Origin of the sequence: Lacipirellula limnantheis (assembly GCF_007746075.1) — a bacterium.
In the GTDB taxonomy this organism is placed as follows: Bacteria; Planctomycetota; Planctomycetia; order Pirellulales; family Lacipirellulaceae; genus Lacipirellula; species Lacipirellula limnantheis.
On record NZ_CP036339.1, the window covers coordinates 573873 to 599975 of the forward strand.

Annotated in this window: 22 protein-coding genes; 10 read left to right on the plus strand and 12 right to left on the minus strand. The window is 58.7% G+C overall.

Translation table 11 applies throughout. The features are described 5' to 3' along the window. Entirely contained in the window at window positions 1-456 is a 456-nt protein-coding gene (locus I41_RS02240) for a type II toxin-antitoxin system VapC family toxin (protein WP_145430481.1), read from the plus strand. Between the two features lie 256 nt (window positions 457-712). Further along, complete coding sequence (locus I41_RS28745) at window positions 713-889, plus strand: hypothetical protein (RefSeq protein WP_449273586.1); 177 nt, start codon at window positions 713-715, stop codon at window positions 887-889. A gap of 53 nt (window positions 890-942) precedes the next feature. Here I41_RS28745 and I41_RS02250 read toward each other — a convergent pair whose 3' ends face one another. The 12 genes from I41_RS02250 to I41_RS26955 form a co-directional block, all read right to left on the minus strand. After that, a complete protein-coding gene (locus I41_RS02250; protein ID WP_145430483.1) occupies window positions 943-1248 on the minus strand; it encodes a hypothetical protein in 306 nt (101 codons plus the stop codon). 79 nt (window positions 1249-1327) lie between these two features. Then, window positions 1328-1939 (minus strand): 3'-5' exonuclease, encoded by a 612-nt coding sequence (locus I41_RS02255; protein ID WP_145430485.1) that lies wholly within the window; start codon window positions 1937-1939, stop codon window positions 1328-1330. 328 nt (window positions 1940-2267) lie between these two features. Then, window positions 2268-2813 carry a hypothetical protein gene (locus tag I41_RS02260; RefSeq protein ID WP_145430487.1) on the minus strand — a complete coding sequence of 182 codons (546 nt, stop codon included), beginning with the start codon at window positions 2811-2813 and terminating at the stop codon, window positions 2268-2270. Window positions 2814-2897: 84 nt separating this feature from the next. Then, on the minus strand, window positions 2898-5375 hold the full coding sequence (locus I41_RS02265) for a heavy metal translocating P-type ATPase (protein ID WP_210421093.1): 2478 nt from the start codon (window positions 5373-5375) through the stop codon (window positions 2898-2900). Between the two features lie 76 nt (window positions 5376-5451). Next, window positions 5452-6018 carry an RNA polymerase sigma factor gene (locus tag I41_RS02270; protein WP_145430491.1) on the minus strand — a complete coding sequence of 189 codons (567 nt, stop codon included), beginning with the start codon at window positions 6016-6018 and terminating at the stop codon, window positions 5452-5454. Between the two features lie 76 nt (window positions 6019-6094). After that, entirely contained in the window at window positions 6095-6505 is a 411-nt protein-coding gene (locus I41_RS02275) for a four-helix bundle copper-binding protein (protein ID WP_145430493.1), read from the minus strand. Window positions 6506-6641: 136 nt separating this feature from the next. After that, on the minus strand, window positions 6642-7502 hold the full coding sequence (locus I41_RS02280; protein WP_145430494.1) for a hypothetical protein: 861 nt from the start codon (window positions 7500-7502) through the stop codon (window positions 6642-6644). Between the two features lie 51 nt (window positions 7503-7553). After that, the gene (locus I41_RS02285; protein WP_145430496.1) at window positions 7554-8444 is read right to left on the minus strand and encodes a hypothetical protein; all 891 of its coding nucleotides are present in this window, start codon (window positions 8442-8444) and stop codon (window positions 7554-7556) included. Window positions 8445-8595: 151 nt separating this feature from the next. Beyond that, on the minus strand, window positions 8596-9054 hold the full coding sequence (locus tag I41_RS02290; protein WP_210421094.1) for a hypothetical protein: 459 nt from the start codon (window positions 9052-9054) through the stop codon (window positions 8596-8598). A gap of 130 nt (window positions 9055-9184) precedes the next feature. Continuing rightward, on the minus strand, window positions 9185-12592 hold the full coding sequence (locus I41_RS02295; RefSeq protein WP_145430500.1) for an efflux RND transporter permease subunit: 3408 nt from the start codon (window positions 12590-12592) through the stop codon (window positions 9185-9187). A 7-nt stretch (window positions 12593-12599) separates the two neighbouring features. After that, window positions 12600-14816: an efflux RND transporter periplasmic adaptor subunit gene (locus I41_RS02300; protein ID WP_145430501.1), complete on the minus strand. Its 2217-nt coding sequence runs from the start codon at window positions 14814-14816 to the stop codon at window positions 12600-12602. 2171 nt (window positions 14817-16987) lie between these two features. Beyond that, window positions 16988-17143, minus strand: a complete 156-nt coding sequence (locus tag I41_RS26955; protein ID WP_168206620.1) for a hypothetical protein — start codon at window positions 17141-17143, stop codon at window positions 16988-16990. 565 nt (window positions 17144-17708) lie between these two features. On the opposite strand from I41_RS26955, the gene I41_RS02305 reads away from it, so the two are divergent. From I41_RS02305 to I41_RS02340, 8 genes are all read left to right on the plus strand, one after another. Next, window positions 17709-18380, plus strand: coding sequence for a heavy-metal-associated domain-containing protein (locus tag I41_RS02305; protein WP_145430504.1), 672 nt, complete (start codon window positions 17709-17711; stop codon window positions 18378-18380). After that, window positions 18377-18907 carry a hypothetical protein gene (locus tag I41_RS02310; protein ID WP_145430506.1) on the plus strand — a complete coding sequence of 177 codons (531 nt, stop codon included), beginning with the start codon at window positions 18377-18379 and terminating at the stop codon, window positions 18905-18907. The genes I41_RS02305 and I41_RS02310 overlap by 4 nt, the downstream gene beginning before the upstream one ends. A gap of 29 nt (window positions 18908-18936) precedes the next feature. Then, window positions 18937-20103 (plus strand): ABC transporter permease, encoded by a 1167-nt coding sequence (locus tag I41_RS02315; protein ID WP_145430509.1) that lies wholly within the window; start codon window positions 18937-18939, stop codon window positions 20101-20103. 242 nt (window positions 20104-20345) lie between these two features. After that, window positions 20346-21782 (plus strand): HlyD family efflux transporter periplasmic adaptor subunit, encoded by a 1437-nt coding sequence (locus I41_RS02320; protein WP_168206621.1) that lies wholly within the window; start codon window positions 20346-20348, stop codon window positions 21780-21782. A gap of 19 nt (window positions 21783-21801) precedes the next feature. Then, window positions 21802-22512 carry an ABC transporter ATP-binding protein gene (locus I41_RS02325; RefSeq protein ID WP_145430513.1) on the plus strand — a complete coding sequence of 237 codons (711 nt, stop codon included), beginning with the start codon at window positions 21802-21804 and terminating at the stop codon, window positions 22510-22512. 2 nt (window positions 22513-22514) lie between these two features. After that, entirely contained in the window at window positions 22515-23657 is a 1143-nt protein-coding gene (locus I41_RS02330) for an ABC transporter permease (protein WP_145430515.1), read from the plus strand. A gap of 72 nt (window positions 23658-23729) precedes the next feature. After that, window positions 23730-24083, plus strand: coding sequence for a hypothetical protein (locus tag I41_RS02335; protein WP_145430516.1), 354 nt, complete (start codon window positions 23730-23732; stop codon window positions 24081-24083). A gap of 70 nt (window positions 24084-24153) precedes the next feature. Beyond that, window positions 24154-25641 (plus strand): TolC family protein, encoded by a 1488-nt coding sequence (locus I41_RS02340; RefSeq protein ID WP_145430517.1) that lies wholly within the window; start codon window positions 24154-24156, stop codon window positions 25639-25641. Window positions 25642-26103: the final 462 nt, after the last annotated feature.

Consider the following 26103-nt stretch of genomic DNA (forward strand, 5'->3'; position numbering starts at 1 on the left):
ATGAAGATGGTCCTGCTCGATACGGGCATTCTATTGAGACTACTGAATGCGGATGATCCGCTTCATGGTCCCGTCCGCAGCGCTGCTAAGTCCCTGCGCCGCCAAGGGCATTCATTCTGCGCGTCGTTTCAAAACATGGCGGAGTTCTGGAATGTCAGCACTCGGCCAGCAGCGGCCCGGGGAGGACTGGGTCTCGACTTAGAAGTCGTCGAACGACGGGTCCAAGCGATTGATCGGTGGTGCCAAATCCTCATCGATTCAGAAAGTTCCTACCGTCAGTGGAGATCACTCATCGTGACTCACGCCGTCACTGGCGTCTCTGTTCACGATGCGCGCATTGTGGCGGTCATGCTCGCTCACAACATTCCAACGTTGTTGACACTGAATGATCGAGATTTCCGCCGGTATGAGTCTAATGGAATTGAAGTCGTAACTCCGGCGATGTTCACGGCCTAGGAGGCCGGCATTCGTCCTTGCAATCTTTCCATCTTCGATTGATGCATTGGATGAGCGGAATTCGCCGCGCGTGGCAGGAGCATCGCTAAATCGAAAATGTTTGCATCCTGCAAATATTCCAAATGACAGCATTGTTCTTAGTGACCGCCCTCGCCGAGATCGTGGATGTTACTTGCCGTATCTCTGGTTGCGGCATGGGAAGTCGCCATGGATCTTGATCCCAGCGGCCTTGAGCCTCGGCCTATTCGCATAACTGCTGACGCTCCATCCAACGGCAGCGGGACGCGTGTATGCGGCCTACGGAGGAGTTTATATTACGACGGCACTGGCTTGGCTGTGGTTGGTCCACGGCGTTCGACCACAGTTCGCTGACTATATCGGAGCGTCGCTGTGTTTGGCCGGGATGGCCGTTATCATGTTCGCGCCGCGCTGATTGCATGCTAACGAAACGTTCGAACGTCTACGCTCTAGCTGTCGTTCGAATGATTAGGCAGCGTTTCGCTCTTCGCGGTTCGATTCCTGCTCTAACTCGTGGGCGGCGATCCAACGGCACGCCTCCTCAACGACTTTGGTCAGCTCGACTTGATTCCGCGAGAAGAAATTACGCGAATTGCCGGTGCCCCCGCTGGAAAGACTTTTCCAGGACCGGCAGAGCGAGAAATCAAAGTATTCGTAGCCCGCGGGCGACATTCGACGCCAGATCGAGGCCGCGACCGCACCTTCGCGAATCGTGTGGATCGGCATTTCCGCTGCGGCAGCCTTCTTCTTTTTGATCTCTATTTTCTCATTCATGTTCTTACTTCCTCATTACTAAACATTTCTCCAATCGTCTCATAGACCCGATTCTTAATCAAACTGTTTGCTCCCACCTTCATGCTGTGATCCGGGACTTTCCGGCCGTGTCTTGCTGAAGGGCGCGAAATAATTGAACGGTCGCAATTGCATCGCCAAAAGCGTCGTGTGCTTTCGCCGCGTGGAAGGGCACGTCAAAATGCGCGCATAGCGTCGCCAACTGATAATTTGGGGGCTGTTTCGATTGGGCTAGAGAGAATCGCCAGAGTGCGAGCTGAAGCGTGCAAAGCACGAGTCGACGTGCAGGGAGATAGACGCCCAACTTTTCGTACCACGCAGATAGAAACGGACCATCGAACGCTGCGTTGTGGGCGACAAGTTGTGCGACTTCGTATGACTCCCCCTGGGAGGAAAGTGCGGGCACGGTCGCGTGGCGCCTGAGAAACGCCGCGAAGTCGTGAGCCACTTCTTTCGGTTCGCGCGCCGACTTGGCCCACACACCGGGGTGATAATGATTCTTGCGGAGACTGTGGGCGTTGGCGCGACGAAAGTCGAATCGGATCTTCGCTTCGAAGCCTTCCAAGACTTCAAGGCTTTGATCAACTGCAACCGCCGCCACCTGAATGATAGGGTGCCGCTTGAGATCGATGCCTCCCGTCTCAAGATCGAAAAAGATGAGTCGCTGCGCCATCGCAGAGTCTGCCACGTTTAAGCTAGCTACTCAAATCGCTAACCTCCATTGTTCCCGTGCTGGCGGACACTGCTCCGGTTCGTCTGCCCACTCCGGAGTTGTTTGATGGACTTTACGCGCGAGGGCTGCGGTTGCCACTATATCTTTCTGCTCGTGCTCGGCGATCCATTCGGCGGCCCGGTGGCAAGGAGAGCTTCGGCGCCGCAGGCTGCCAAGAGACCGGTTTCGCGAATCCGAAGTAGGCACAACGACGAGACTTTCATTGGTCGAACCGGCCTAGCCCCGATGGGGCGGGACTAGGCGCAGCGCGAGCCTTTTCACGACAAACTTATTTTGCAGCTGGTGCGGCCGGTGTTGCGGCGCCCAAGTGCTTCATCAATTTGTCATGTTCGTCAAGCGCCTTATCCAGCTCGGCGTCGACGTCATCACAGCATTTCATCGAGGCTTCTCCGTCGACCTTCTCCATGTGGCACATGTCGTGCAATTTGCCGTGGGCGGCAGCGGCGGCCGTCAAATGCTTCTGGATTGCGTCAAGCGACTTCACGGCTGCGGGATCAGTCGTCGTCTTCTTCATTTCGGCGTACTGCTTTTGCGCTGCCGTCACGTTGTGGGCGACGCCGGCCACTTCATGCTGCGCCAGCGGCGGGGCGATCGTTGGGGCCTGCCGGGCATACTCGCGATAGCCGCTCGAGTAATCGCGGGCGTGGCGAACCGACCTTCCTCCGGCGCTTCCCCAGAATTTGTTGCTGTAATCACCGCGTGCCTTGGCAGTGCCGATCGGTTCCGCTGCCGTCGTGAAGTCGAGCGCCATCCCGAAGGACAACATCCCGGCCAGCAGCGCGACTCCGGTCGCATAGCGTTTTACGGTACTCATGGAAATACTCCCTAAAAATGTGCGAGAGGAAGGTGAAGGCTGACGTCGCGTCCCTCGCTTGCGACGACGCGCCAAAAAAAAATGTCAGGAGGAGGATGCCCGCAGACGTAGGGCGTTGGCGATGACCGAGACCGAGCTGAGGCTCATTGCGGCTGCAGCGATCATCGGACTGAGCAGTAGCCCAAACGTCGGGTACAGCACGCCGGCCGCGACCGGGATGCCGAGAGCGTTGTAGGCGAAGGCGAAGAACAGGTTCTGCCGGATATTGCGCATCGTGTCCTCGCTTAACCGTCGAGCGCGAGCGATGCCGCGCAGGTCCCCTTTGACCAGCGTCACTGCAGCGCTTTCCATCGCCACGTCGGCCCCGGTTCCCATGGCGATGCCTACGAGGGCCTCGGCCAGTGCGGGTGCATCATTGACGCCGTCTCCAGCCATCGCGACGCGTCGACCTTCGCCTTTGAGACGCTTGACGGCGTCGACCTTTTGCGCGGGCAGCACCTCGGCTTCAACGCGCGAAATGCCAAGCTTGGCGGCGACTGCTTGCGCCGTCGTGGCGCTGTCGCCGGTGACCATCACAATCTCGATGCCTTCGTCGCGAAGCAGGCCGATCGCTTCTTGGGTCGATGGCTTAATGGGATCGGCGACGCCGAGCAGTCCGGCGGCACGCTGATCGATCGAGACGAACATGACTGTCTGTCCGTCGCGCCGTAAGGCTTCGGCTTTCGTCGCTAGCGCCTCGCTCGCCGCGCCTTCGGCGTCGAGCAGGCGCGCGTTGCCGACGGCGACGTGGCGTCCGTCGATCTCTCCGCGAACGCCTTGGCCCGTGATTGACTGAAAATCCTGAGCGTCGCTCAAGTCGAGTTTGCGCTCACGCGCGCCTTGGATGATGGCGCTGGCGAGCGGGTGTTCGCTCGCGCGTTCCAAGCTGGCCGCTAGCCGGAGGAGATCATTCTCATCGACGCCGTCCACTGGGACGACGGAAACAAGCCGCGGCTTTCCTTCGGTCAACGTGCCCGTCTTGTCGACGATGAGCGTGTCGATCTTTTCCATTAATTCCAACGCTTCGGCGTTTTTCACCAAGACGCCGCTGGCCGCACCCCGGCCGACCCCGACCATGATGGACATGGGAGTGGCCAGGCCTAAGGCGCAAGGGCAAGCGATGATTAACACGGCGACAGCGTTCACCAAGGCGTACGCCAGGCGAGGTTCGGGCCCCCAAGTAGCCCAAGCGCCGAAGGTGAGCGCGGCGATGGCGAGCACGACGGGAACAAAGTAAGCGGAGACTTGATCGGCCAAACGTTGGATTGGTGCGCGACTGCGTTGCGCCTGCGCTACCATTTGCACGATTTGCGAAAGAACCGTGTCATTGCCGACCCGCTCGGCGCGGAGAACGAAGGCGCCCGTTCCGTTAACCGTCCCTCCGATCGCACGTTCTCCCGCCTTCTTCTCCACGGGAATGGATTCGCCGGTGAGCATTGATTCGTCGACCGAGCTTTGCCCTTTCACGACCAGGCCGTCGACGGGAACCTTCTCGCCGGGTCTTACCCATAGCTGATCCCCGACGCCCACCTCGGCCAGCGAAACGTCCTCTTCGCGGCCATCGCTTCGCAGCCGGCGAGCGGTTTTTGGAGCCAGTCCAAGCAACGATCGGATGGCCGCCCCCGTGCGATGTCGAGCGCGAAGCTCAAGCACCTGTCCCAGCAGCACGAGCGTGACGATGACGGCGGCCGCTTCGAAGTACAAATCAACTTGTCCGTGCATGGAGCGAAACGACTGAGGAAAAATCTCGGGGAAGATCGTGGCCGCCACGCTGTAGAGATACGCCGTGCCAGTGCCAATTCCAATGAGCGTGAACATGTTCAGCGAGCGATTGAGAAACGAATGTGCCATCCGCACGAAGAAGGGCCACCCGCCCCACAGAACCACTGGAGTGGCCAGCGCCAGCTCAAGGAACGACAGCGTCCGTCCGGGAAACCAATTCATCAGTTGCGGTGCAATCAACATGCGTGACATCGCCAGCGCCACGAGCGGGACTGACAGTAGTGCCGAAGCGCGAAAACGACGAGTCATGTCGTCGAGCTCGGGGTTGTCATCGTCGATGACGACCGTTTTTGGTTCCAGCGCCATGCCGCAAATCGGGCACGCCCCCGGCTCAGCGCGGACGATTTGCGGATGCATGGGACAGACGTACTCGACGCGCTCCGCGGGAGCCGTCGGCGCCTCTAGTTCCAATACCATGCCGCACTTCGGGCAGCTTCCCGGACCTACCTGTCGAACCTCCGGGTCCATGGGGCAGGTGTAGACGCTCTGGTCCGTCGCGGAGGAGGGAGGAGCAATACTATGCACCTTCGCAGCGCCCCCGCCGCAGCAGCCATGAGCTGAGGGCTTGACGGGCTGCGGCGAAAGAAACGCCTCAGGAGATGATTCGAACCGCGTCGCGCAATGTTTGCTGCAAAAGTAGAACGTCTGGCCGTCGGCCTCGACCCGGGCGGCGGGATGTGCCTGATCAACGGACATGCCGCAAACGGGATCTTTGACAGTGGTCATGTTGATAGTGGTCATGTAGTGCCTTCCTTTCCGATGTCGGTGGTCACGTCGATAAGGCATACGGAGAAAGGCCGCATTTCTTACACCGTTATCAGCAAGAAGTGCAGGTGCAGTCAAAACAGCCGTGGGACGCGCACGTCCGGCAGGTTTGTTCTAGGCGTTTTTTGAGAGCTATGCGGGCGCGATGGAGACGAACGGACGCGTTATTGGCGGTAATTGCCAGCTGAACGGCCGCCTCCGCGATCGACAGCTCCCCGAGGTCGACCAATTGCAAGATTTCTCGATATTCGGGCTTGAGAGTGGGCAGGAGGGCCTTAAAGCACTCGCAGATGGTGTTGGTTAGCTCGGGATGGTGCTCGGGGACGAAGGCGGGCGCGGCGCGGCGGGCGCCGAGAGCGCTGAGAGCGCGCTGTTCCGCGTCCCGATTGCGGTAATGGTCGATCAAGGCGTTTCTCAGCACTCGAAAGAACCACGCGACCGCGGTTTCTTGTTCTAGGGAATTCCCCTGCTCAACGGCTTTAGCCAGCGCGGACTGCAGAATCTCCTCCGCCGTCTCGCGCGACCCAGTCCGGCGTTCCAGGAATGCGAGAAAGCGATGGTGACTATGGAGCAGCAGCGTGAGCGTCGCGCCGACCGGCGGGTCATCAATGTCGTTCATGATTAACGTTCAGGAAAAAGTGTAGGAACGGCTGCCCGCATCTTGCGGGCGAGGCCGTCTCGCGGAGCGACGTTGGTTAGCGACTGGAGCCAGCCATCTTGGCCATTTCCCGACACGACTCAGCGCAAGCGCGGCACGCCTTGGCGCAGGCGGCCATATGTTCGTCGTCGGGAGATTTCTCGCACGCCTCAGCGCACACGTCGCAGCAGACCGCACAGCACTCGCACGCCGGCGCGGCTAGGGGACTTTTACGCGCCGAGAGGGTAGCGGCCAGTTGACAACACTCTCCGCAGTCAACGCAGAGCTGCGCCGTCGTCGCGTGCTCCTTCTGACCTTCGGCCGTGAGCGCGAGGCAATGTTGGAAGCAGGCATCGCACTCCAGTTGGCATTCAGCGCAAACCTTGGCGCATTTCATAAAGTGCTCCGCGTGTTCGCCTCCGTGGGCAGCGAGGGCCCAGCCAGCCGCTAGCGTTAGGATCTGTAACATGTGAACATCCTCCTCCAGAGAAAAAGAAAGTCGTCGACGGAACGCCCGTCGGCGGGAAACGCCACGTCATTGCCGGTCACCGAACGCGTCCCAGCAGAAGGAACGGAGACGTCCGGGACCGGCGTCTCTAATACGACTATTTTCCGGCCTCAGCCGCGGCCTTCCGGTGAAGCTCGGCGGCGGCTGCGAGAGTTTGCTCAACGTTGGCGAGCGCCTTGGCGCGACATCCCGCGCAACAGAGGAAGACGTTCTTGTCGCCGAGCTTCACCTTCACAGGCGCGCCCATCGATCCCAAGGGATTGTCGGTCATGACGGCGCAGAACCCCTGCGCGCGAGCCGGGCCGCGATCTGTCGGAGCCAAGGCGGCAAAGCTCGCCTCGACGACTTGGGCCTGCGCCACTTGCTTCTTAAGCGTCGCGACCGTGGCGAGCGTCTTCTCGGCATTGGCTTGGGCTTTCTTGCCGCAACCTTTGCAGCAAACGAAAACCGCCTCGCCGGCGACGTCGACCTTCACCGGCTGGCCCATCGAGCCTAGCGCGGATTCGGTCATGACGGGACAGAATCCTTGCGCTTTCGCAGCGTCGCGGTCTTGCGGTTCCATTGCAGCCAGACTGGCTTCGATCTCGGCCGCCGCCGCGACCCGATCCTGAATCGTCGACAGTGCATTGAGCGTCGCGGCGGGGTCGGCTAGCGCTTGTTTAGCGCAACCTTTGCAGCAGACGATTACCGTATGTCCGTCGACGTCAACTTTGACGGGCGCGCCTATTTCGCCCAGTAGCACCTCAGGCATGATGGGGCAGTACCTTTGAGCGAGCGCCAGCTGTCGCTCCTCGTCAGCGAGCTTAGCAAGATTGTCTTGAATCTTGGCCGCCGCCTCGGCGCCCGATGCGTCGTGGTCATGCTGATGTCCGTCGTGATCGTGATGTTCTTCGGCGCGGAGCAGCGACGATTGAACGAGCAGCAAACAAATCGCAGTCAAGCGGAGCAACGTTTTCATAGCGAGGTCCTTAAAAGAAAATAGTGGATGTGGCGCGTCGGTGACGGTGAACTACTTTTTGACGTACTCTTCGGGCGGCAAAATGCTCTTCGCGAGCTCGGGATCCTTCGCCCACGAGATGAACTCGTCGACGCAAGGCGGGCAGCAGAACTCGTATTCCTTGCCGGCGACGATCCAAGTGCAAGCGGGATTCGCCTTCGTCATCGTGACGGGGCAGATTTTGTCGCCCGGTTTGGGCTTCATGTCATGCTTGGCGCGAAAACCTTTGAATTTTTCCGACGCCGTTTGATTGCCGTTCGCCTTAACGTCGGCGTCCGTATAGACGCCGCCGGCCGTGAGATAGAGTTCTCGTTCGGCGTCGTCGGAAACCTTCGCCGGCATGTCGTCGTCGCCATGAACTTCAGGCGTCGACGTAAATCCAAGTCGGAAGCGCTCGCCGGCGATCTTGATGCTCGGCACAGTGACGTTGAGTTCGCTGCCGGCGAGACCTTCCGGGAGCGAGCCGACGAAGACGGATGTTTTTCCTGCCGCATCCCCTTCTTGTGGCTCGGACTTGAATTCGAAAGGGTGCGATTCGGTCGCATCGGCCGCCTTGGCGTACGCCTTGAGCGACTGCTGCTCGATTTCCTGAATGCGACTTTCATCGGCGCCAAGGACGTAGAGTCGCAGGACGCCGCCTTTCTCGAAGACGGCCTCAACGTGATAACTGTCGCGCCCGAGCGAAGCGATAATGCCTCCATGCGCGCCGGAGAGATGACCGTGCTCCTCCTCTCCGGCGGGGCTCGACGGCGTCGACGAGCCTGTCGAAGCGACCGTTGGACGTTCGGCGGAGGAGGCCACCGGGACGTTGGCCTCGGTGCCAGGAGTCTTCTGGCCGCAACCCAGAAGCAGCAAGGTCCCGCCCACGACGACGGATGCTGCGAATAGTAACTTAACGCTCATTTAATAACTCCTCTGTCCGTCGGACTAAAATTGTCCGAATGCGGAAAGCAGTAGCGGAGTGTCGACGCGCAGCGTCAAACTCCCAGAGAGAAATGCGAAGCGAGGCACGGACCGATAGTCCGACGCTTAGAACGATCTGGCGAGCGCCAAATCAGATGCGCAGCCGACCGTAGGCGCGCAGTATTCCCTGGCCAGTCTCGCAGAGGCCTTTGGGAGACGAGACTTCTATTGAAGTCGTTGATGGGGCGTCGTTGCAGATGGCCAGCGTCGGCACAACGTAGAGCTGCAGCAGGCAGTTCAGGCCCGAGACGGCCGTTGAAGCGTGCAAATCAAGCGTTGAGAGCAGCGCGGTGCCGCGCGATCCATCCTCTTGGCACGGGCAACGGTGCGAGCCGTCTGTCGATCCATCGCAGTGGTGATCGGCGTCGTCGTGATGAATTGGGCCGCCCTGGCTCGCGCAATGCCTTGTGGCGTCGGTGGCTTGATGGCAGCAGCTGGCGGATTGGGGAATCCCCGTCTCCAGAAAAATACCGGCGAAGACCCAGTCGACGGCAGCTTCGAAGGAGCAACAGCACGCGCTCGGACTAATGAAAGTCAGCGTGATCAGCAAACAAGCTATTGCTTTAGAGACCATAAGGCGTTGTCAGGAAACAGGCTCTACAGAGATCCTAAGCGTTCTATCTTAGCGGCCCCCTCGCTGGGGGCAATGAGAGTTCCAAATCAGCGAGTTTTGTAGACATCTAATGCGCCGTTGCCGTTTGCGCCCCCTGATGCGCTCGTTCCTTCGCTTTGCCTCTGTTCGGGAAGAGCCTCTCGGCCAGCGCAAACGCAGCTTCTTCTGACTCATCTGGCTCACGCCTTCCGGCGTAAGCCTTCTTCCCGAACGCGTAGAATAAGGCCGGCGTGACGATCTGATCGAGCAACGTTGAAGTCAGCATGCCGCCGAAAACGACGACGGTCAACGGATAGAGAATCTCCTTACCCGTTTGTCCTGCGCCGAAGAGGAGCGGCAACAAGCCGATGAAGGTCGTCATGGCCGTCATCATCACTGGCGCCAGCCGCTCCAAAGTACCGCGAATAATCATCTGCTCGCTGAATTTCTCTCCCTCGTGTCGCATCAGATGGAGATAGTGCGAGATCATCATAATGCCATTGCGACTAACGATGCCGATCAGCGTGATGAAACCGACCCAATGCGCCACCGAGAGGCTGGTGGCTTCCACCCAGACCTTGGGCCACTGCCACCAATGGGCGGCGGCCAGGGCCTCGGCGGATGGCCAATTAACCAACAGCAGGGCGATGACGGACCCCATCGCAGCTAAGGGGATGTTGGCGAGGACCTGAGCAGCCGCTTGCCAAGATTCTAGAGCCTTGTATAGCAGGGCGAACACGCCGACGACGGAAAGCGCGCCCATCACGAGCAGGCGCGTGTTGGCTTGCTGCTGGGCCTCAAATTGTCCGCCGTACTCAATGCGATAACTCCCCGGCAAATCGGCCAGCCTCTTCTCGGCGTCGTCGAGCGATAGACGAATGTCGCGAACAACCCCCGCGAGGTCGCGTCCCTCGACGTTGCAAAAGACGACGATACGGCGCTGTGCGTTCTCACGATTGAGCGTATTGGGGCCCGTCGTCTCTTCGACGGTCGCGACTTGCCCTAGAGAAACTTTGCGTCCCGAAGGCGTGTCGAGAATCGTTTGATTGATCTGGGAGGGATCGTTGCGCGACTGCTCATCGTACCATACGACCAAGTCGAAATATCGATCTTCGTCGAGTACCTGCGAGACGGAGCGACCCTTGTAGGCGGTTTCCAGCAGCTCGGCCACGTCGCCGGGAGTGAGTCCGTAGCGCGCTGCCTCGCGATGGTTGACCCGCAGTCGTAGTTGTGAGATTTCAACTTGCGGTTCGATCTGCAGATCGACGACCCCTGGAATCTGACTCATCGCCGTTTGAACATCTTGGGCCGCGGACCGCAATTCCTGTAAATCCGGTCCAAAAATTTTGACGGCGATTTGCGCCCGCACTCCTGACATGATGTGGTCGAGTCGGTGAGAGATCGGCTGGCCAATGTTGAGTCGGACGCTGGGGAGACTGGTGATTCGCTCGCGAATGTCATTCAGCACTTCGTCACGCGGCCGTCCGACGTGCTCGAATCCCCAAAGGTGAGCGACCGGGATCAAGCGCAAGGCGGCGTAAGCGAGCCCCGGCTTGGGACGGGAATATTCTTCCAAACGGACGTCAATCTCGGAGGAGTTGACTCCTTCGGCATGTTCGTCCAGCTCAGCGCGGCCGGTGCGCCGCGAGACGGAGAGCACTTCGGGCACCTGAAGAATCATCTCCTCGGCCCGCCGGGCAACCCGGTTGCTTTCCGTGAGGCTGGTTCCCGGCTCCGTCTGTAAGGTGATGGTGAGCGTTCCTTCGTTGAACGGCGGCAGGAACTCTCCGCCCATCCAAAAGATTGAAATCATGGATGCCGTGACGAGGACGGCGACCACTGCCAGCACAGCGTGGGCATGCCGTAGCGTCACGCGCAAGATGCGCTCGAAGCCTCGTTTAAGCCAGCGGAGCAAGAAGGGATCCTCTCGCTCGTCGAGAAACTTGGCGTTGGGCAGCAGGAAAGAGCCCAGGACGGGAGTGACGGTCAGAGACACCAGCAAGGAACACAACAGGGAGACGATGTAGGCGACGCCGAGGGGAGCGAAGATGCGTCCTTCCAGGCCGCTCAAAAAGAACAGCGGCATCACCACCAGCGCGACAATGAGCGTGGCGTACACGATGGAATTGCGAACTTCCGCCGACGCCAAAAAGATGACCTTGAGGGCATTGTCGGGGCGATGCTTACGACGGTTTTCCTTTAAGCGTCGGTAGATGTTTTCGATGTCGACGATTGAATCGTCGACGAGGTCGCCAATCGCGACCGCGATGCCTCCCAAAGTCATCGTGTTGATCGTCACTCCGAACCAGTAGAACACGAGAACAGTGAGCAGGATGGAGAGCGGCATGGCCGTCAGCGAACTAACGCTGACGCGGAAATTCCACATAAAGAGGAACAGGATGACGACAACCCAGAGTGCGCCGTCGCGGACCGCTTCGGAAACGTTGTGAATGGCCGCGTTGATGAAGTCGGCCTGTTTGAAAATATGTCGCTCAATCCGAACATCCGCTGGCAGGTCTTGTTGGAGCTGATCGAGGACGTCTTCGATTCGCGCATCGAGATCCAAAGTATCGGCATGCGGCTGCTTCTGAATTGCAATGATCACCGAAGGGCCGCCGACCACATTGTCCTTGGTGCGCGTCCAGACGCTTCCGTCCCCTCGTCGAATAGGTCCGCCAAAGCGCACGTCGGCCACGTCACGGATCAAAACCGGTCGCGGCGTGCGCCACAATATCGGCGTCTGTTCGATGTCGTCCAGGTCGAGACTCTGACCGCTGATGCGGATCAACGCCTCGCTTGCCTGACGTTCCATAATGCCGCCGCCCGCGATGACGTTGGCCCGCTCCGCCGCGACAGTGAGTTCCTGCAGCGTGACGTTTTGGGCGGCCAGACGCGCTGGGGAGGTGATGATTTGATATTGCTTGAGCAAACCGCCCATGACGGTGACCTGCGAAACGCCTTCAACGGCGAGCAGGCGATTGCGAACGGTAAACTCGCCGAGCGTCCGAAGTTCCATCCCTTGCTCGGCCGCTTCACCGTCATTTTCCGGCGTCGCGGTGCTGCGGAGCCCCAGCAGCATGATTTCTCCCATGATCGACGAGATGGGCGCCATGACCGGATTGGCGTCGGTGGGAAGTTGCTCTCGGGCCAGTTGCAGCTTTTCGGCGACGATTTGGCGATCGCGGTAGATGTCCGTGCCCCATTCAAACTCCGTCCAGACGATCGAGAGACCGATGCCGGAGGCTGAGCGGACGCGCTGGACGCCAGTGGCTCCATTCAGCAAATACTCCAGCGGTCGAGTGACAAGGACTTCAACTTCTTCGGGAGCAAGTCCTGGCGCCTCGGTCATGATCGTGACGGTGGGACGATTGAGGTCTGGAAAGACGTCGACCGGCATCTGCGTCAATTGATACAGCCCGTAGCTGGCGGCCAGAATCGCGGCCGTCAGCACGAGCATGCGGTTCTTCAGCGAAAACGCGATGATGTAGTTGAGCATGGCTTGATTAACGAATGGAGGCGTAGGCAGTTTGGAGTTTGTCGGCGCCTCGCACCGCAACGCGATCTTCTGCAGCGATCCCGGACTTAATTTCAACGAACGAATCATCACGACGGCCAAGCGACACATGACGACGGACGAAAACGCCGTCAGGCTGCTCGATGAAGACGTAGTGTTGGGTTCCCTGGCGGACAATGGCGTCCAACGGCACGGCGACGACTGGGGCGCTCTGAGATCGCGGAAAGCTAATTCGAGTGAGCATGTTACGGAACGCCTCCGCCGGCTTGTTGTCGAGCTCGACCCAAACGGCGAGCGTGCGATCGTTGACGCCCACAATGCCGCTGCTGCGAACAACGTGGCCTTCGCCGACAAATCGAGGCTGCGCGAGCAGACGCACTCTCGCCGGCGTTCCTAGCTCGATTTTCGCCAGGTCGCGTTCGGAGAGATGAGCCCGCACCCACACATTCGACAGATCGTGAATCTCAAACAACGGCTCTTCGGCGTCGATCGCCTGGCCGAGCGCTTTTTCGAATCCAACCACCACGCCGCTGATCGGCGCGCGAACGGGCAAGTAGTCAATTAGCTGCTGGTCTTGGATCAGCGATTGAAGCTGCTCTTCCGTCAGTCCGATCGTTAGCAGCGTGCGTTTGGCGGCGTCGCGACGAAACACGGCGTCGTTGTAGTCAGCTTCTGCCTGCAGGCGTTTGCTTTGCGAGACGATTTGGTTGGTTTCTAGTTTCCGATAACGACTGAGCTGATCTGACAGAAGATCGGCTTCAAAATAAGCTTTTAGCAGTTGCAGCTGCGTCTCTTGGAATTCAACGCTGGCGACGCGGGCGATCACGTCGCCAGCGGCGACTGTCTGACCGCGGTCGATGAGGATGTTCTGAATCGTGCCGGCTAATTGAGACGATGCCACGGCCCGTTTCTCGGGCGGCAGGTCTACCGCTCCATCGACTTCGATGACGTCGTCGACCGACCGCAATTCCGCAGCGGCGACTTCGAGGCCCATATTGAGCGCTGCTTCGGGGCTGAGGCGGAGCACCCCTTGAACGAAGAAATTGGAAAGGACGTGCGCTCCCGTCGTGACGACCTGGTCGCCGGGATAGACCTCGCCGGAGAGTATTTCGACCCGACCGTCGCCCCGAAGTCCGACGTGAACGTCTCGTTTGATGAATTCGGAGGCGCGAGCGGTGGCCGCCGCTTCAACGAGAACGTATTGCTCGGTGCCATTGGTTAGCAGCGACGCATCAGGAATCAGAGGACGCTCTGCGTCATCGGACACGATGAGTTGCGCCTGTCCGTACATTCCTGGAAGCAGCTTAGCTTGTGCGTCGTCGTTCTTGAGACGGACCCAAATCCTCCCGACGTGCGTCGTGTCGTCGATGTACGGCTCTTTAATGGACACTGCGCCGCGAAACACCTTCTCCGGATAAGTAGTGGAGACGAATTCGACGCTCTGGCCGGAGTGCACGCGGTGCAGATCAGCTTCTAAGACGTCGATCAGGAGGTCGACTTCCCCCAGGTTGATGACTTCAAACAGATGTTCGGTCGGCCGGACGACCTTGCCGACCATCAAGTCGGAGTGAATGATCACGCCGTCGTTAGGACTGTAAATCGGCAGCGCTCGGACCGTTTCGCCGCGCGAGGCGGCCGCCTCAAGCTGCTCCGCGGAAAATCCGATGCTTCGGAGTTTGCTGCGGGCGATTTCGAGGGCGTACTGGTTCCGGCGATTGATCGAGATCGCTTCGGTAAGGTCGCGACCCGCGACGACGTCAGCCTGCGCCAGCCTCGTCGTTCGCTCCAGCGTCGCGTTTGACAGCGCATAATTGTTGACCGCCGCTAAGAGTTCCGTTTGAAGGACGTCAAGCGCTGGACTTTGTACTTCGGCGAGGAGCTGTCCGCGCGAAACTTCCTGACCCGGTTTGGCGTGCAGACTGGCGATGCGACCAGCGACGGTCGAGGTGACGAAGTGATGCCGCTGCCAAGGAACTGCGATGCGAGCGTAGGCCATAACCCGTTCGGGGACGACGCCTGCGACGACCTCCGCGGTGGTGACGCCTAATGCTTCGCGGGCGTCAGCGCTGAGAGTTGCTAAGCCTTTCTCGACGTCGATCTGAACGCCTTTGGCCGGGAGCGGCGCGTGCCCTTCGTGCGCCACTGCCGCTCTGGAGCAGAGTGCGATCGAAGCAGCGCCAATTACTAAGTAGCGGAACGGTTGCATGCTCGTACCACATCAAGGAAAAGCGGAGCGACGCCCTCAGGACGCCTGTTTCGACAACAGAAATTCCCAGCCCTGCTCGTGCAAGGCCGGGAATCACCTTCGCATAGACGCCGAACGTCCTACCGGCTGCTGTACTTGCGCGGGTCGGTCTTGGGGAGTGACCAAAGATCGCGCCCGCCTCGACTCCGCGACGAACTTACGCCGCCCTGGCCGTAACTAGACTGCCGGTGGGCCTGAGCTGGCGCTGGTTCTGCCGTGGGCGCCGGCTCATACGAGTAGCGCCGGGCCGGATCCGGAGTGGCCGAGGAGACAGTGCCGCACGGAGCCGACGTGGTTGGTTCCGCAGCTACTGCTGGTTTGTAGGAATAGCGACGTTCACCAGTGGTGGCTTGCGCTACTTGGGCAGGTGGAGCCACCTGACGATATTGTGCAGGCGGGGCCGTGCGAACCGCCGGCGTCGTATAACGATACAACGACCGGCTTGGGCTCGAATAACCTCGGGACTGTCCCCAGTTGGGGCTATAGTCGCCGCGAGCCTTGGCGGTCCCGATCACCGGCCCGGCCTGGGCTGCGCTAATCCCGATCAATCCTAAAGCCATTAAAGTGCTGAGCAGTTTCTTGGCGTACATGATACACCTCCTAAACGATGGCCATCGATCGCCACATGAGGGGCTAATCGAACGGCGCGAGACATACATACGGACGACCGAAGACCGCCTTACAGGTCAAGTCCGAAATGTGCAGAGAAGGCGTTTAGCAATTGCTAAGCGCGCACCGGGAGCGGCAGCTTCAAACCTGGAGGCAGGTGTGCTGGGCAAGAAGCGTGGGAGCGTGGGCCAGAAGCTCCACAACGTAAGAATGGGCCTTGAGATCAGGTTGCAATACTGCCCAAACGTCCGCAGGCGTGAACTCCAAGACGGTGGCAATTTTGGCCAAATCTCGCAGGGAATCCTTCGACGGAGTCGTTTCCGAGGGGGCGGAACTTTGCGTTTCGCCGCTGCTGCAATCGGGCCCGCATTCGCAATTCACGCCGCAACAGCAAGCATTAGGAGCCGTCGTCAGCTCCGTTTTCCCCTGATTACACGGGGTTGTCGAGGAAGCGTCGCAAGGTCCGGCAATAATGAATGACACCGCCAAACTGGCGGTGATCACGGCTCGGAGTAAATGCGATGCAGAAGACATGATTCATGCAGTCTACGTCATAATAGGTCGAGCCGCCACTGAATCTGGGGGCCACGGGCGGCTGCGGATCTATCTGACGCTTATTACGCAATTCTAATGCCCGCAGTTCGGGCCTTGCCCTCAATGGTCGCGATAATTCGTAAACGGCAGCTAGGCAGGGCTTTAGGAACCCGTAATTCGTTTCCAAATTGCGCGCCAACTAGCGGCCAGATGTGCCAAATGAGCACAGCGGTCCACGGAATGCACGCTAAGGACGAATCGCTGCGGCGAAGCCACGATGGCAAAAGATGGATCTCAACCTCGTCTAACCGTAACTCGCTAAGCGATCTCTATGGCTGCGAGAGGTGGGGTGCTATCAAACACGAGCAGCGACTCGCTTCTGATCATTCTTGCTGTGGAGCTGCGCCACATGCCGAATGCATATGACCATGCAATCTTGAATCAGGGGTTCGTAAATCTACAGCGAGTTCATTCGCGCGACGCCAACTTTAGCAGCTGCGAAGCCGACCCGTTCACCCGACCAGTCCGAAAGCAAAATCGGAAACCGAGGCTCCGAATAGCCATGATCGAGCCGAGTCTTACTGCACCATGCGGCGCATGTTCCACTCACCTCGACGAGACGAGAGAACTCTTCGCCCGGGAAAGGAAACCCGAAGATGACCACGCAAAAACCTACCAACTGAGCCAGAGGGTACGGGGCATTGCTAAGTCAAATTTGAGAGCGGGCGCTGGCCTTGTTACACAAGCGTCAGTCGCTACTGATCTACTGACGTCATAGACTCGGCCGCCGAATTTGAAAAGGAAGTCTGCCTTGCTACGCGCTCTACCAAATATTCTCCTCGGCACTCTCGACCAAGCTCGACTGGTAGCATCTCTGGAAAGGCGGGGCTATTTTACCTGGACCAGAAGGCCGGAGGAGCTCAAAATCTATTTCCACCCCGTTAGTAGGGGCGAACGCGGACTCTTATTGCCCCGAGTGGATTAATGACCTAAGCTGAAGGTGTGGTTTTGCCGATAATCCCTATTGTGAAGAAGTAGAAGGTTACTGCGTGCTCAAAAGGCTTTCCGTGTTCTACCGCTGTCAAAAGCTGAAGCGCTTCGTCGCCGCGTGCGGCCTTGCGCTCATGCTGATTAACAGCGGCCATCAGACGCACGCTTTTTGTCAGCTAACCGACTGTTCTAATTCTGCCGTGGCATCGGACGATGGCGATGCCAAATGTTGCCAGAGTCGGGCACGAAAGTCCTGCCAGCATTCAGAGGAGCGCCAAGTCAGTCCGGCTGAAGCTTGCCCGACCGATTCGCCTACCATTGTCGCCGAACAACATGGGCATGATTGCCCAAATCCTAATAGTTGCTGGTGCTGCCAACCGACGCCGCCGCAGCAAGCTCCTTCGCCCATTGAGGCTGATACAGTCGTTGACGTGCTAGTGACTTGTATCGCTCCGCATGCAGTGATTGTAGACCTCGGAGCTACACGGGCTGAGATAAGTCAGTCGATCGAGAATCCATCTGTTGAGCGGGCATTTGAAGTTTGCGTCCGCCTCTGTCGCTTTTTGGTTTGAGCAATAGCTTACTACCTTTCTAAAGCGATTTTGTGACTTCGCTAGAGCGATTGAAGTCACTCCGCCCGCAAGTTGCCTTGGCATCCTGCTGCGCCCCGACGGCGGATGATCCGCCGCTAAATAACCCAGCTTTAATTGGAGTCCCCGCATGCGCCGTTTTCTGACTGGAGGCGTCAATCGCCTCGCGATCGTGCTGCTGTCGTTCACCGCTAGCGGCATTTCGACTGCCCGGCCCGTGGTCGCTGCCGACGTCGTGACTTACGAAATCACCGCGGACGAAATGTGTTGCGGAGGGTGTGCCAAGAAAGTGGCTGCTCAGCTTTACACCGCTCCGGGCGTATCGAACGTCAAAGCGAATGTCGCCGGGCGGACGGTTACGATCACTGCAAAACCGTCTCCGAAGCTGACCATGGAGAAGCTTTGGAGTGCTGTTGAGAAGGGAAAAGGCAAACCCTCCAAACTCGTCTCGCCTGAGGCTACCTACACGCTCACACCACTCGACCCGGCCACCCAACAGGCGTCAGCAGGCGTCTACACTGTCGTCGTCTTGGACCTCAAGGCCAACGGCGTTGCCGACAAGGTCGGCCGTGAACTTCAAACGATTCGCGGAGTGAAAACGGTCGTTTTGCATCTCGACCAAGACGCGCTCGTCGTCGAATCGCATCCAGGGGTTCAATTGTCGCCGTTCGCGTTGGCGTCGGCAGTTGAGCGCAGCGGACAGCAGCCGTCGGCCATTGTTGGTTCCTACGGACAATTAACGATTGAACCGAGCACGGCCAAAGTGTCAGCTCGCCAAGCAACGAAAGGTTCGGTGCGATGAAATTAACCATCCAAGGCTTCATTCTATCGCTGGCGGTAAGCGTATTGTTCGGATGTGGCGGCACGTCGCCTGCTGATCCAACTGCCATAGCAACGCCAGTTGCGATCAATGGCGAAAAGTATTTGTTGGCGGACGAGCCCGATGGCGCGATCGGCGTGATCGAAGCGCGCGATTCTGCGAAGGATGGCGAACCCGTCGTCATTGTGGGGTGCATCGGCGGTGCAGCGAACCCATGGATCGAAGGACGCGCCGCGTTCACGCTACTCGATGCGTCCATGGCGATGGTTGCCGAAGGCGCCGACAACGAGGAAGGCGAAATTTGTCTCGACGATTGTTGTGCGGAAGAGCGTGGAAAATGCACCACGTTGGTGAAGGTCGTCGATGGCGACGGCAAGCTCGTTGCCGCTGACTCACGGCAGTTGCTGGGAGTTAGCGCTGACGACACGGTCGTTGTGAGCGGTACGGCGAGCAAGGATGCCAGTGGAAACTTCACCGTGCTGGCTCAAGGCGTTTTTGTGCGGCGTTAGTAGCTCTCAAACTGAGAAGGATCACGACGATGGCGATGAAACTGCTCCCCTGGGACTACGGCGTGCGAAACTTGTTTCGCCGACCGTCCCGCAGTGCGCTGACGTTAGGGGGGCTATCCATCGTTGTGCTGTTGGTGTTGGTCGTCGTGGCGTTCATTCGCGGGCTCGAAGCGTCGCTGGCGGCGACAGGCCAACCCAACGTCGTGCTGGTATACGCTCTTTCCTCCGGGGCAGACATTGAGAACTCAGCAATTCCAGGCCGTACGCCGTCGCTGCTCGCCGCGAGCGTGGCGGGAGTACGACAGCAGCACGGCGTCAAATATGTGTCGCCTGAGTTGTATTTAGGCACGCGTATCACTGTCGGCGAGAATGGGAGCGAGGGGCTGGGGTTAGTCCGCGGCGTGACGACCTCAGCCCCCTTGGTGCGGCAGCAAGTGCAAATCCTGGAAGGCAATTGGCCTGCGGCTGGAGAAGTGCTGGTGGGCAGACTGGCCCACTCGAAACTGGGCTGCGAGAAGGAATTATTGCAGCCGGGACAAATGATTGAGTTCGATGGTCGGCAGTGGAAGATCAGCGGCGTCTTCGCCGCTGGCGGCGCAGCGTTTGAGTCCGAAGTGTGGGCGCCGCTGGCGGACTTGCAATCAGCGCTCAAACGACAAGATCTGAGTTTGGTCGCCGTCGGAATGGATTCGAGCGAGGCTGCGGCCGATGTCGACCTCTTCTGTCGCGAACGCATTGACTTGGAATTGAAATCGGTCTCGGAGACGGCTTACTACGCCGATTTGCAGAAGCACTACCGGCCGGTTCGTATGTTGGGCTGGGTGGTCGTTTGTTTGGTGGCGGGATCTGGAGTCTTTGCAGGACTCAATACGATGTACGGCGCCGTCGTCGGTCGTATTCGCGAGTTAGCAACCCTTCAGGCCATTGGCTACCGCCGCCGAGCCATCATGCTGACGCTTATTCAGGAAGCTACGCTACTCGCCTGCGGCGGCGCTTTAGTTGCGTGCATACTAGGGCTGATGTTCGTGAACGGCGCCGCAGTTCGTTTCACGATGGGCGCCTTCATGCTTCGCGTCGACAGCGTCGGCATTGCGATTGCTTGCGGGACAGCAGTGATTCTTGGCGTCGTCGGGGCGATTCCACCCTCCGCAAAGGCAATGCGACTCCCCGTCGTTGAAGCGATCAAAGCCATTTAATCAAAACGGTGAACGCGTTGGGTGACACGAAGCAACAGTCGACGGGCCAAGATCCGATTCTCGCAAAGGGAGTTGATCTTAGCCAATTGGCCGTGAAACGGCAGGCCGTCGGCCCTGCGTCCGTTAAATCTCGACGTCGCTGGGTATCGCGGTATGCGGTTCCTATGGGGATTCTCGGCGCATTCGGAGGACTGTTTGGATGGGCGGCTCGGGACAGTTTCCTTCCAGCGCATGTAGTCACTGTGACGCCAGTTATTGTGACGCGGGCGGATGTCCAACAAGAAGGAACGCCCCTCTTCCAAGCAGCAGGATGGATTGAACCTCAGCCCTCTCCGGTGATCGCCTCGGCGCTCGCGGCTGGGGTCATTCAAGAAATGCTGGTTGTCGAAGGGCAAATGGTTGAGGCAGGCGCACCGATCGCCAGGTTGATCGACGCTGATGCGAGAATTACTCTCCAGCAAGCCGAGGCGAATTTTCGCTTGGCCCAGGCGGACGCGCAAAACGCAGACGCCGTGCTGACCGCCGCGAAAGCGATGCTTGAGAATCCCAACGAGTTGAAAGTGGCGCTGGCAGAATCGGAGTCGCTCTTAGCGGAAACGACACTGACGCTCAACAATCTGCCGTTCGCAATTAAGGCTGCTCAGAATCGCCGACAGGTTGCCGCGGAAAACTTGGCTCGTAAGGAGGACGCAGGCGACGCCGTCGCCGGGCGCATTCTCCGTGAGGCCGCGGCGGAACTTTCGGTCGCCGAAGGCGCGCTCGCTGAATTGCAATCGAGGCAGCCGACTTTGCGGGAGCAACTAGAAGCGCTGACTCGAAAGCGGGGAGCCCTCCGGCAACAGTTGGAACTAATGACGGAACCAAAGCGAGCAGTCGCCGCATCGGAAGCAAAAGTCGCTGCCGCGCAAGCACGGCAAGATCAAGCACAATTAGCCGTCGATGTTGCGCGTTTGAACCTAGAACGAATGGTGGTCCGCGCACCAATCACCGGCCGAATCCTCACGATCGACGCACGGCCCGGCAAGCGTCTTGCTGGGATGGACCCGCTCTCAGAGCAAACCTCCAGCACCGTTGCCACCTTGTATGACCCCAAGAGCCTTCAAGTCCGCGTTGACGTGAGACTGGAAGACGTTCCCCAGGTACAGGTCGGTCAGCCCGCCACCATTGAAACCGCAGCGATGAAAACGCCGCTCACGGGCGAAGTGTTATGGCTTACCACTCGCGCGGACATCCAAAAGAATACGCTGCAAGTCAAAGTCGCCATCAAGGATCCGCCACAAGTCATCACTCCAGAAATGTTAGGCCAGGTTACGTTCCTCGCACCGCCGCAACCAGTGACGGCTGACATCGCGGGGCAAGAGCCGCTGCGATTGTTAGTGCCGCGATCGCTGGTGACTACCGACGACACCGGTTCATTTGTCTGGGTTGCCGACGCCGAGCTCGGCATCGCTGCTCGCAAGTCGGTGGAACTTGGCCGAGCCGGGACTGATCAACTTGTCGAGATCGTAACCGGACTCGATCCAACATCGAAGCTGGTGGTCGGCGGTCGGGAATCAGTGGCGGCTGGGACTCGCATTCGCATCGCAGGCGAAGACAGGTCGTCTCTGGCCACGACGACCGCTAGTAATAGTCCGCCGCAAGCGGCGAGCACGCAATCCACGACCACCGCGGTCGAATAACACGAGACGAGGCGCCACCATGTCATTAGTTGAAGTTGTCGACGTCAGCAAAGAATTCAAGAGCGGCGAAGAAACAATTCGTCCGCTCGATGGGGTTCATTTAACCATTGAAGAGGGAGACTTTGTTTCCTTAATGGGCGCAAGCGGATCAGGTAAAAGCACGCTGCTCAATTTGGTGGCTGGCATTGATGAGGTGAACTCAGGTCACATCTTCGTCGGCGACACTGATATCACCGAACTGAATCGCGGAAAGCTGGCAGACTGGCGAGCAGCAAATATTGGCTATGTGTTCCAGACGCACAATCTCATTCCTGTGCTTACTGCGTACGAGAACGTGGAATTACCGCTGCTACTACTGCCGATGACGGCGTCCGAGCGTGCTAAGCGCGTCGAAATCGCCATGGCGGCGGTTGATCTCACGAATCGAGCGGGGCACTACCCTCGACAGATGTCGGGTGGGCAAGAGCAGCGTGTGGGCATCGCTCGCGCGATCGTCGCCAATCCCACGGTGGTCGTCGCAGACGAACCTACAGGAAGTCTGGACGACGACACGACTGAACAGATTCTATCACTGTTGCAACGCGTCAATCGTGAATTAGGGATGACGCTGCTCATGGTGACGCATGACGCCGATGCAGCCCAACGGGCTACGCGTCAATTACGACTCGAACGCGGACAACTCGTTGAGAACGGCAAGCCAATCCTCCCTCGTGCACTGAGGACCGCATAAACATGCTGACCTTCCTTCCATACACGTTCAAAAGCTTGTGGCGACATCGCACGCGGAGCTTGCTGACGATCAGCGGCGCCGGAGTGGCGCTACTAGTCTTTTGTTTTGTTGGGTCTGTTCAGCACGGACTGTTCGCGCTCACTGAGAACCAAGAGGCTGGTCGGTCGTTGATCGTTTTCCAAGAGAATCGCTTCTGCCCGCAGAGCAGCAAGCTGCCTCAGGATTACGCAAGTACGATTGCCAAACAGTCGGGCGTCGCTGATGCGATGCCGATCATGGTGTTCACGAACAATTGCCGCGCAAGTCTCGATGCAATTGTCTTTCAGGGAATGGCAACTGATTTGCTTATGAAATGGCGCAAGCTTGCTCTGCAATCAGGCTCCTGGGATGGTTTTGCTCGGCAAGATGATGCAGCGCTCGTCGGCAAAGCTGTGGCAGCGCGACGCAAACTCAAGGTGGGCGACAAGTTCACCATCGGCGACATCACCGTCGCGGTGGCGGGCATATTCGCGGCGGACAATGCCGCTGACGAAGGGTTGATTTACACGCACCTTGATTTCCTGCAACGAGCGCGTGGTCTAAGCGACGTGGGAATGGTGACGCAGATTGAAGTTCATCTAAATGACGGTGCGAACGCGGACGCGGTCGCGAAAGCGATCGACGAAGAGTTCCACGCAGGTCCAGTCGCCACGACGACTCGAACCAAAGGCATGTTTCAAGCTGATACGCTCTCCGATCTCGCCGAGTTGATCGGATTTATCCATTACCTTGGATTCGCTTGCGTCGGCTTGGTCCTGTCGCTCGTAGCAACGACGACCGTGATGTCAGTGCAAGATCGCATCAAAGAACATGCAGTACTGCAAACCTTAGGATTTCGACCACGCCGAATTTTCGGATTGGTGATTACGGAAAGCGTGGTATTGAGCGTCTTGGGCGGCGGTCTTGGAGTGATCGGAGGCATGCTCTTCCTGGCGTGGTCCGATATGTCAGTCGCCGCAGAAGGCGTGACTATCGCGTTCAGACCATCGTGGGATATCGCGATGCAAGGCGCCATCGCCTCGCTAGGGGTCGGGTTCCTTGCGGGCTTAGCGCCAGGCTGGCAGGCCGCCCAAGCGAAGATCGTTACTGCGCTACGACATGCGTGATGCAGGGTATCGTTGAATACCTCAATCTGAAAACCATTGCACCGACAGTCCAATTCAAAATTGGGTTCCGTTATGAAAGCACACGCTCTCCAAGTTGCCTTGCTGCTGGTCTCCGCCTCGACGACCGGATGTCAGTGGAATAAATCGATGACACGGCGGAGCGATCTATCTGCGATTGCTACGCCAGCGGCGAATGAATCAGGCGGAACGACGAGTGCAGAAAACGGACTCGCATCGGCCAATCTCAACGATTCCGCCATCCAGTCTGCTTCGAAACGAATTGACGGTTCCGTCGCCATGACGCTGAACGGCGAAGTACCGCTGGATCAATACAATTCCGGAAGTCGCAATGCAGCGAACCACCCAACACGCGCGAAGGTTGTTCCTTCATCCTCGAATGCCTGTGCTAGCGGGTGTTCGCACTAAATTAAGAGCGTCTGCGGCAGCATGACCGCTGCCAGTCGCTTTAAATCGCCCAGGGAAAGGAATCCCGGCCATGAATCGAATTGCTCGCAACAGTCTCGGTCGCCACTTGAGGTCGCCCTCACGCATGACGTCGCCGCTCAACCGCACAGGGATTGCAAAGACGCTGCGCACCATCTTGTGGTGTGCGAGCGTCATCGGCGTCGGCGTCAACGTACAGGCGGGCGATGACATCGGATTGCGGATGGCTGATTCGGTAATTCCAGAGCGAGAGCAGGTTCCGGTGCCCCTGCCAGACACGGGAGAAACGTGTGGCTTGACGCTGGAACAACTTGAGCAGATGGCGCTGTCGTCAAATCCATCGCTCCAGCGGGCGGCCGCCCTGGTCGGCGCCGCTCAGGGCAATTGGGTGCAAGTAGGACTCGCGCCCAATCCGAGTGTCGGGTACGAAGGCCAACAACTTGGCAGCGGGGGATTGGCGGAACAGCATGGAGTGTTGTTCAGTCAGGAAATTGTGCGCGGCGGCAAACTCCAGCTGAATCGCGCCGTTGCGGGCACTGAGAGAATGCGGCTGGAGCAGGAACTTGGGGCGCAGCAGCAACGCGTCTTGACCGACGTGAGAGTCGCTTTCTACGAAGTCCTGCTCGCGCAGCGTCAAATTGACCTGACGGAAAATTTGATTCGCATTAGTAGCGAGGGCTCTCACGCCGTCGACGCCCTGTACCGAGCGAAAGAAGTGGGACGTGCGGACGTACTGCAAGCCCAACTCGAAATTGAGAATGCCCAGATACTTGCCCAGAACGCTCGCAATCGATACGAGTCGGCGTGGCAAAGTCTATCAGCCGTGATTGGCAATCCCATGATCGCCCGTCAAGAATTGCTGGGAGACGCCGCGGCGCCGCCGCGAGAGTTTGACTTTGATCAGGCGCTTGGTCGGCTCTTAGCCCTCAGTCCGGAAATGGCAGCGGCGTCGATGTCCGTCGAGCGCGCCAGGGCCGCGATCGAGCGCGAGCGCGTCGAACCAATTCCGAATGTGACCGTGCAAGGATTGGTGAACTGGCAAGATAATGGAATTGGCGGCAAGCCTGATGGCGGCCTCGCGGTGAGCATTCCCATTCCGGTTTTCAATCGCAACCAGGGAGGCGTGGCTAGGGCGCAGCAGGAGTTAGTGGCTGCAAGTCGAGCGGTGACTCAATTGGAGCTGGACTTACAGAATCGCTTGGCTCCGACTTTCGAACGCTACGCGAACGCGCGAAATCAGGTGACGCGGTATCGAGACGTCATCCTTCCTGCTGCCGAAGAATCGCTAAGCTTGACTAGAAAGACATACACCGCCGGCGAAGCGAGTTACAATTCGCTGCTGATCGCTCAACGAACGTATTCGCAAACGCAGCTGGGGTACCTGGATGCCGTTCGATCACTACGCATTGCCGAAGTACAGATTGATGGTTTGCTGCTGTCGGGCAGCTTAGAGAGTTCGCCGAGCGGAGCGTCAAATCCGGCGATCAATGCAGGGATCCAGACCGAACCGGTGGGCGCGATCGGACTTGTGCCCCAGTAATCCGCCCCCTATCGCGGCCTCAACAATAAATAGATAGAATACCTGTCCTACCGAACGAACCTGACTCCGTCATTTACGCATGAGACTTAGCGTCGCGACACTCACCGCCTTTTGCTTGGTCATTCACGCCATCTTCGGATGCTGCGCGAACCATGCTGAGTGCTGCCAGTCGTCGGAATGCAGCGTTAATCACAGCTTCGACGAGGCCGCGGTCGAAAGCGCTCACTCGTGCGGCTCTCACGCGAAGGCCGCATCGCAGGGACCAGACGATACGCCAACGGATCCCGCGGGGCACTCGTCTGAACCCAGTAAGCAGCAGTGCTCTCACGACCATTGCCAATGGCTGGTCAACAAGGATTGCGCCGCCAGTCTCGTGCTTAGCTTGGAGTTCCTGGCATTCGTGAGTTGCCGCTCCGAGCACCTAGTTGATCCGTCCGCACCTGTTGTTGACCGGGCCGCGGT

Coding starts and splice junctions, on each gene's coding strand:
- I41_RS02240 (WP_145430481.1), top strand. CDS start 1: ATGAAGATGGTCCTGCTCGATACGGGCATTCTATTGAGACTACTGAAT.
- I41_RS02250 (WP_145430483.1), bottom strand. CDS start 1,248: ATGAATGAGAAAATAGAGATCAAAAAGAAGAAGGCTGCCGCAGCGGAA.
- I41_RS02255 (WP_145430485.1), bottom strand. CDS start 1,939: ATGGCGCAGCGACTCATCTTTTTCGATCTTGAGACGGGAGGCATCGAT.
- I41_RS02260 (WP_145430487.1), bottom strand. CDS start 2,813: ATGAGTACCGTAAAACGCTATGCGACCGGAGTCGCGCTGCTGGCCGGG.
- I41_RS02265 (WP_210421093.1), bottom strand. CDS start 5,375: ATGACCACTATCAACATGACCACTGTCAAAGATCCCGTTTGCGGCATG.
- I41_RS02270 (WP_145430491.1), bottom strand. CDS start 6,018: ATGAACGACATTGATGACCCGCCGGTCGGCGCGACGCTCACGCTGCTG.
- I41_RS02275 (WP_145430493.1), bottom strand. CDS start 6,505: ATGTTACAGATCCTAACGCTAGCGGCTGGCTGGGCCCTCGCTGCCCAC.
- I41_RS02280 (WP_145430494.1), bottom strand. CDS start 7,502: ATGAAAACGTTGCTCCGCTTGACTGCGATTTGTTTGCTGCTCGTTCAA.
- I41_RS02285 (WP_145430496.1), bottom strand. CDS start 8,444: ATGAGCGTTAAGTTACTATTCGCAGCATCCGTCGTCGTGGGCGGGACC.
- I41_RS02295 (WP_145430500.1), bottom strand. CDS start 12,592: ATGCTCAACTACATCATCGCGTTTTCGCTGAAGAACCGCATGCTCGTG.
- I41_RS02300 (WP_145430501.1), bottom strand. CDS start 14,816: ATGCAACCGTTCCGCTACTTAGTAATTGGCGCTGCTTCGATCGCACTC.
- I41_RS26955 (WP_168206620.1), bottom strand. CDS start 17,143: ATGGCCGCTGTTAATCAGCATGAGCGCAAGGCCGCACGCGGCGACGAA.
- I41_RS02305 (WP_145430504.1), top strand. CDS start 17,709: ATGCGCCGTTTTCTGACTGGAGGCGTCAATCGCCTCGCGATCGTGCTG.
- I41_RS02310 (WP_145430506.1), top strand. CDS start 18,377: ATGAAATTAACCATCCAAGGCTTCATTCTATCGCTGGCGGTAAGCGTA.
- I41_RS02315 (WP_145430509.1), top strand. CDS start 18,937: ATGGCGATGAAACTGCTCCCCTGGGACTACGGCGTGCGAAACTTGTTT.
- I41_RS02325 (WP_145430513.1), top strand. CDS start 21,802: ATGTCATTAGTTGAAGTTGTCGACGTCAGCAAAGAATTCAAGAGCGGC.
- I41_RS02330 (WP_145430515.1), top strand. CDS start 22,515: ATGCTGACCTTCCTTCCATACACGTTCAAAAGCTTGTGGCGACATCGC.
- I41_RS02335 (WP_145430516.1), top strand. CDS start 23,730: ATGAAAGCACACGCTCTCCAAGTTGCCTTGCTGCTGGTCTCCGCCTCG.
- I41_RS02340 (WP_145430517.1), top strand. CDS start 24,154: ATGAATCGAATTGCTCGCAACAGTCTCGGTCGCCACTTGAGGTCGCCC.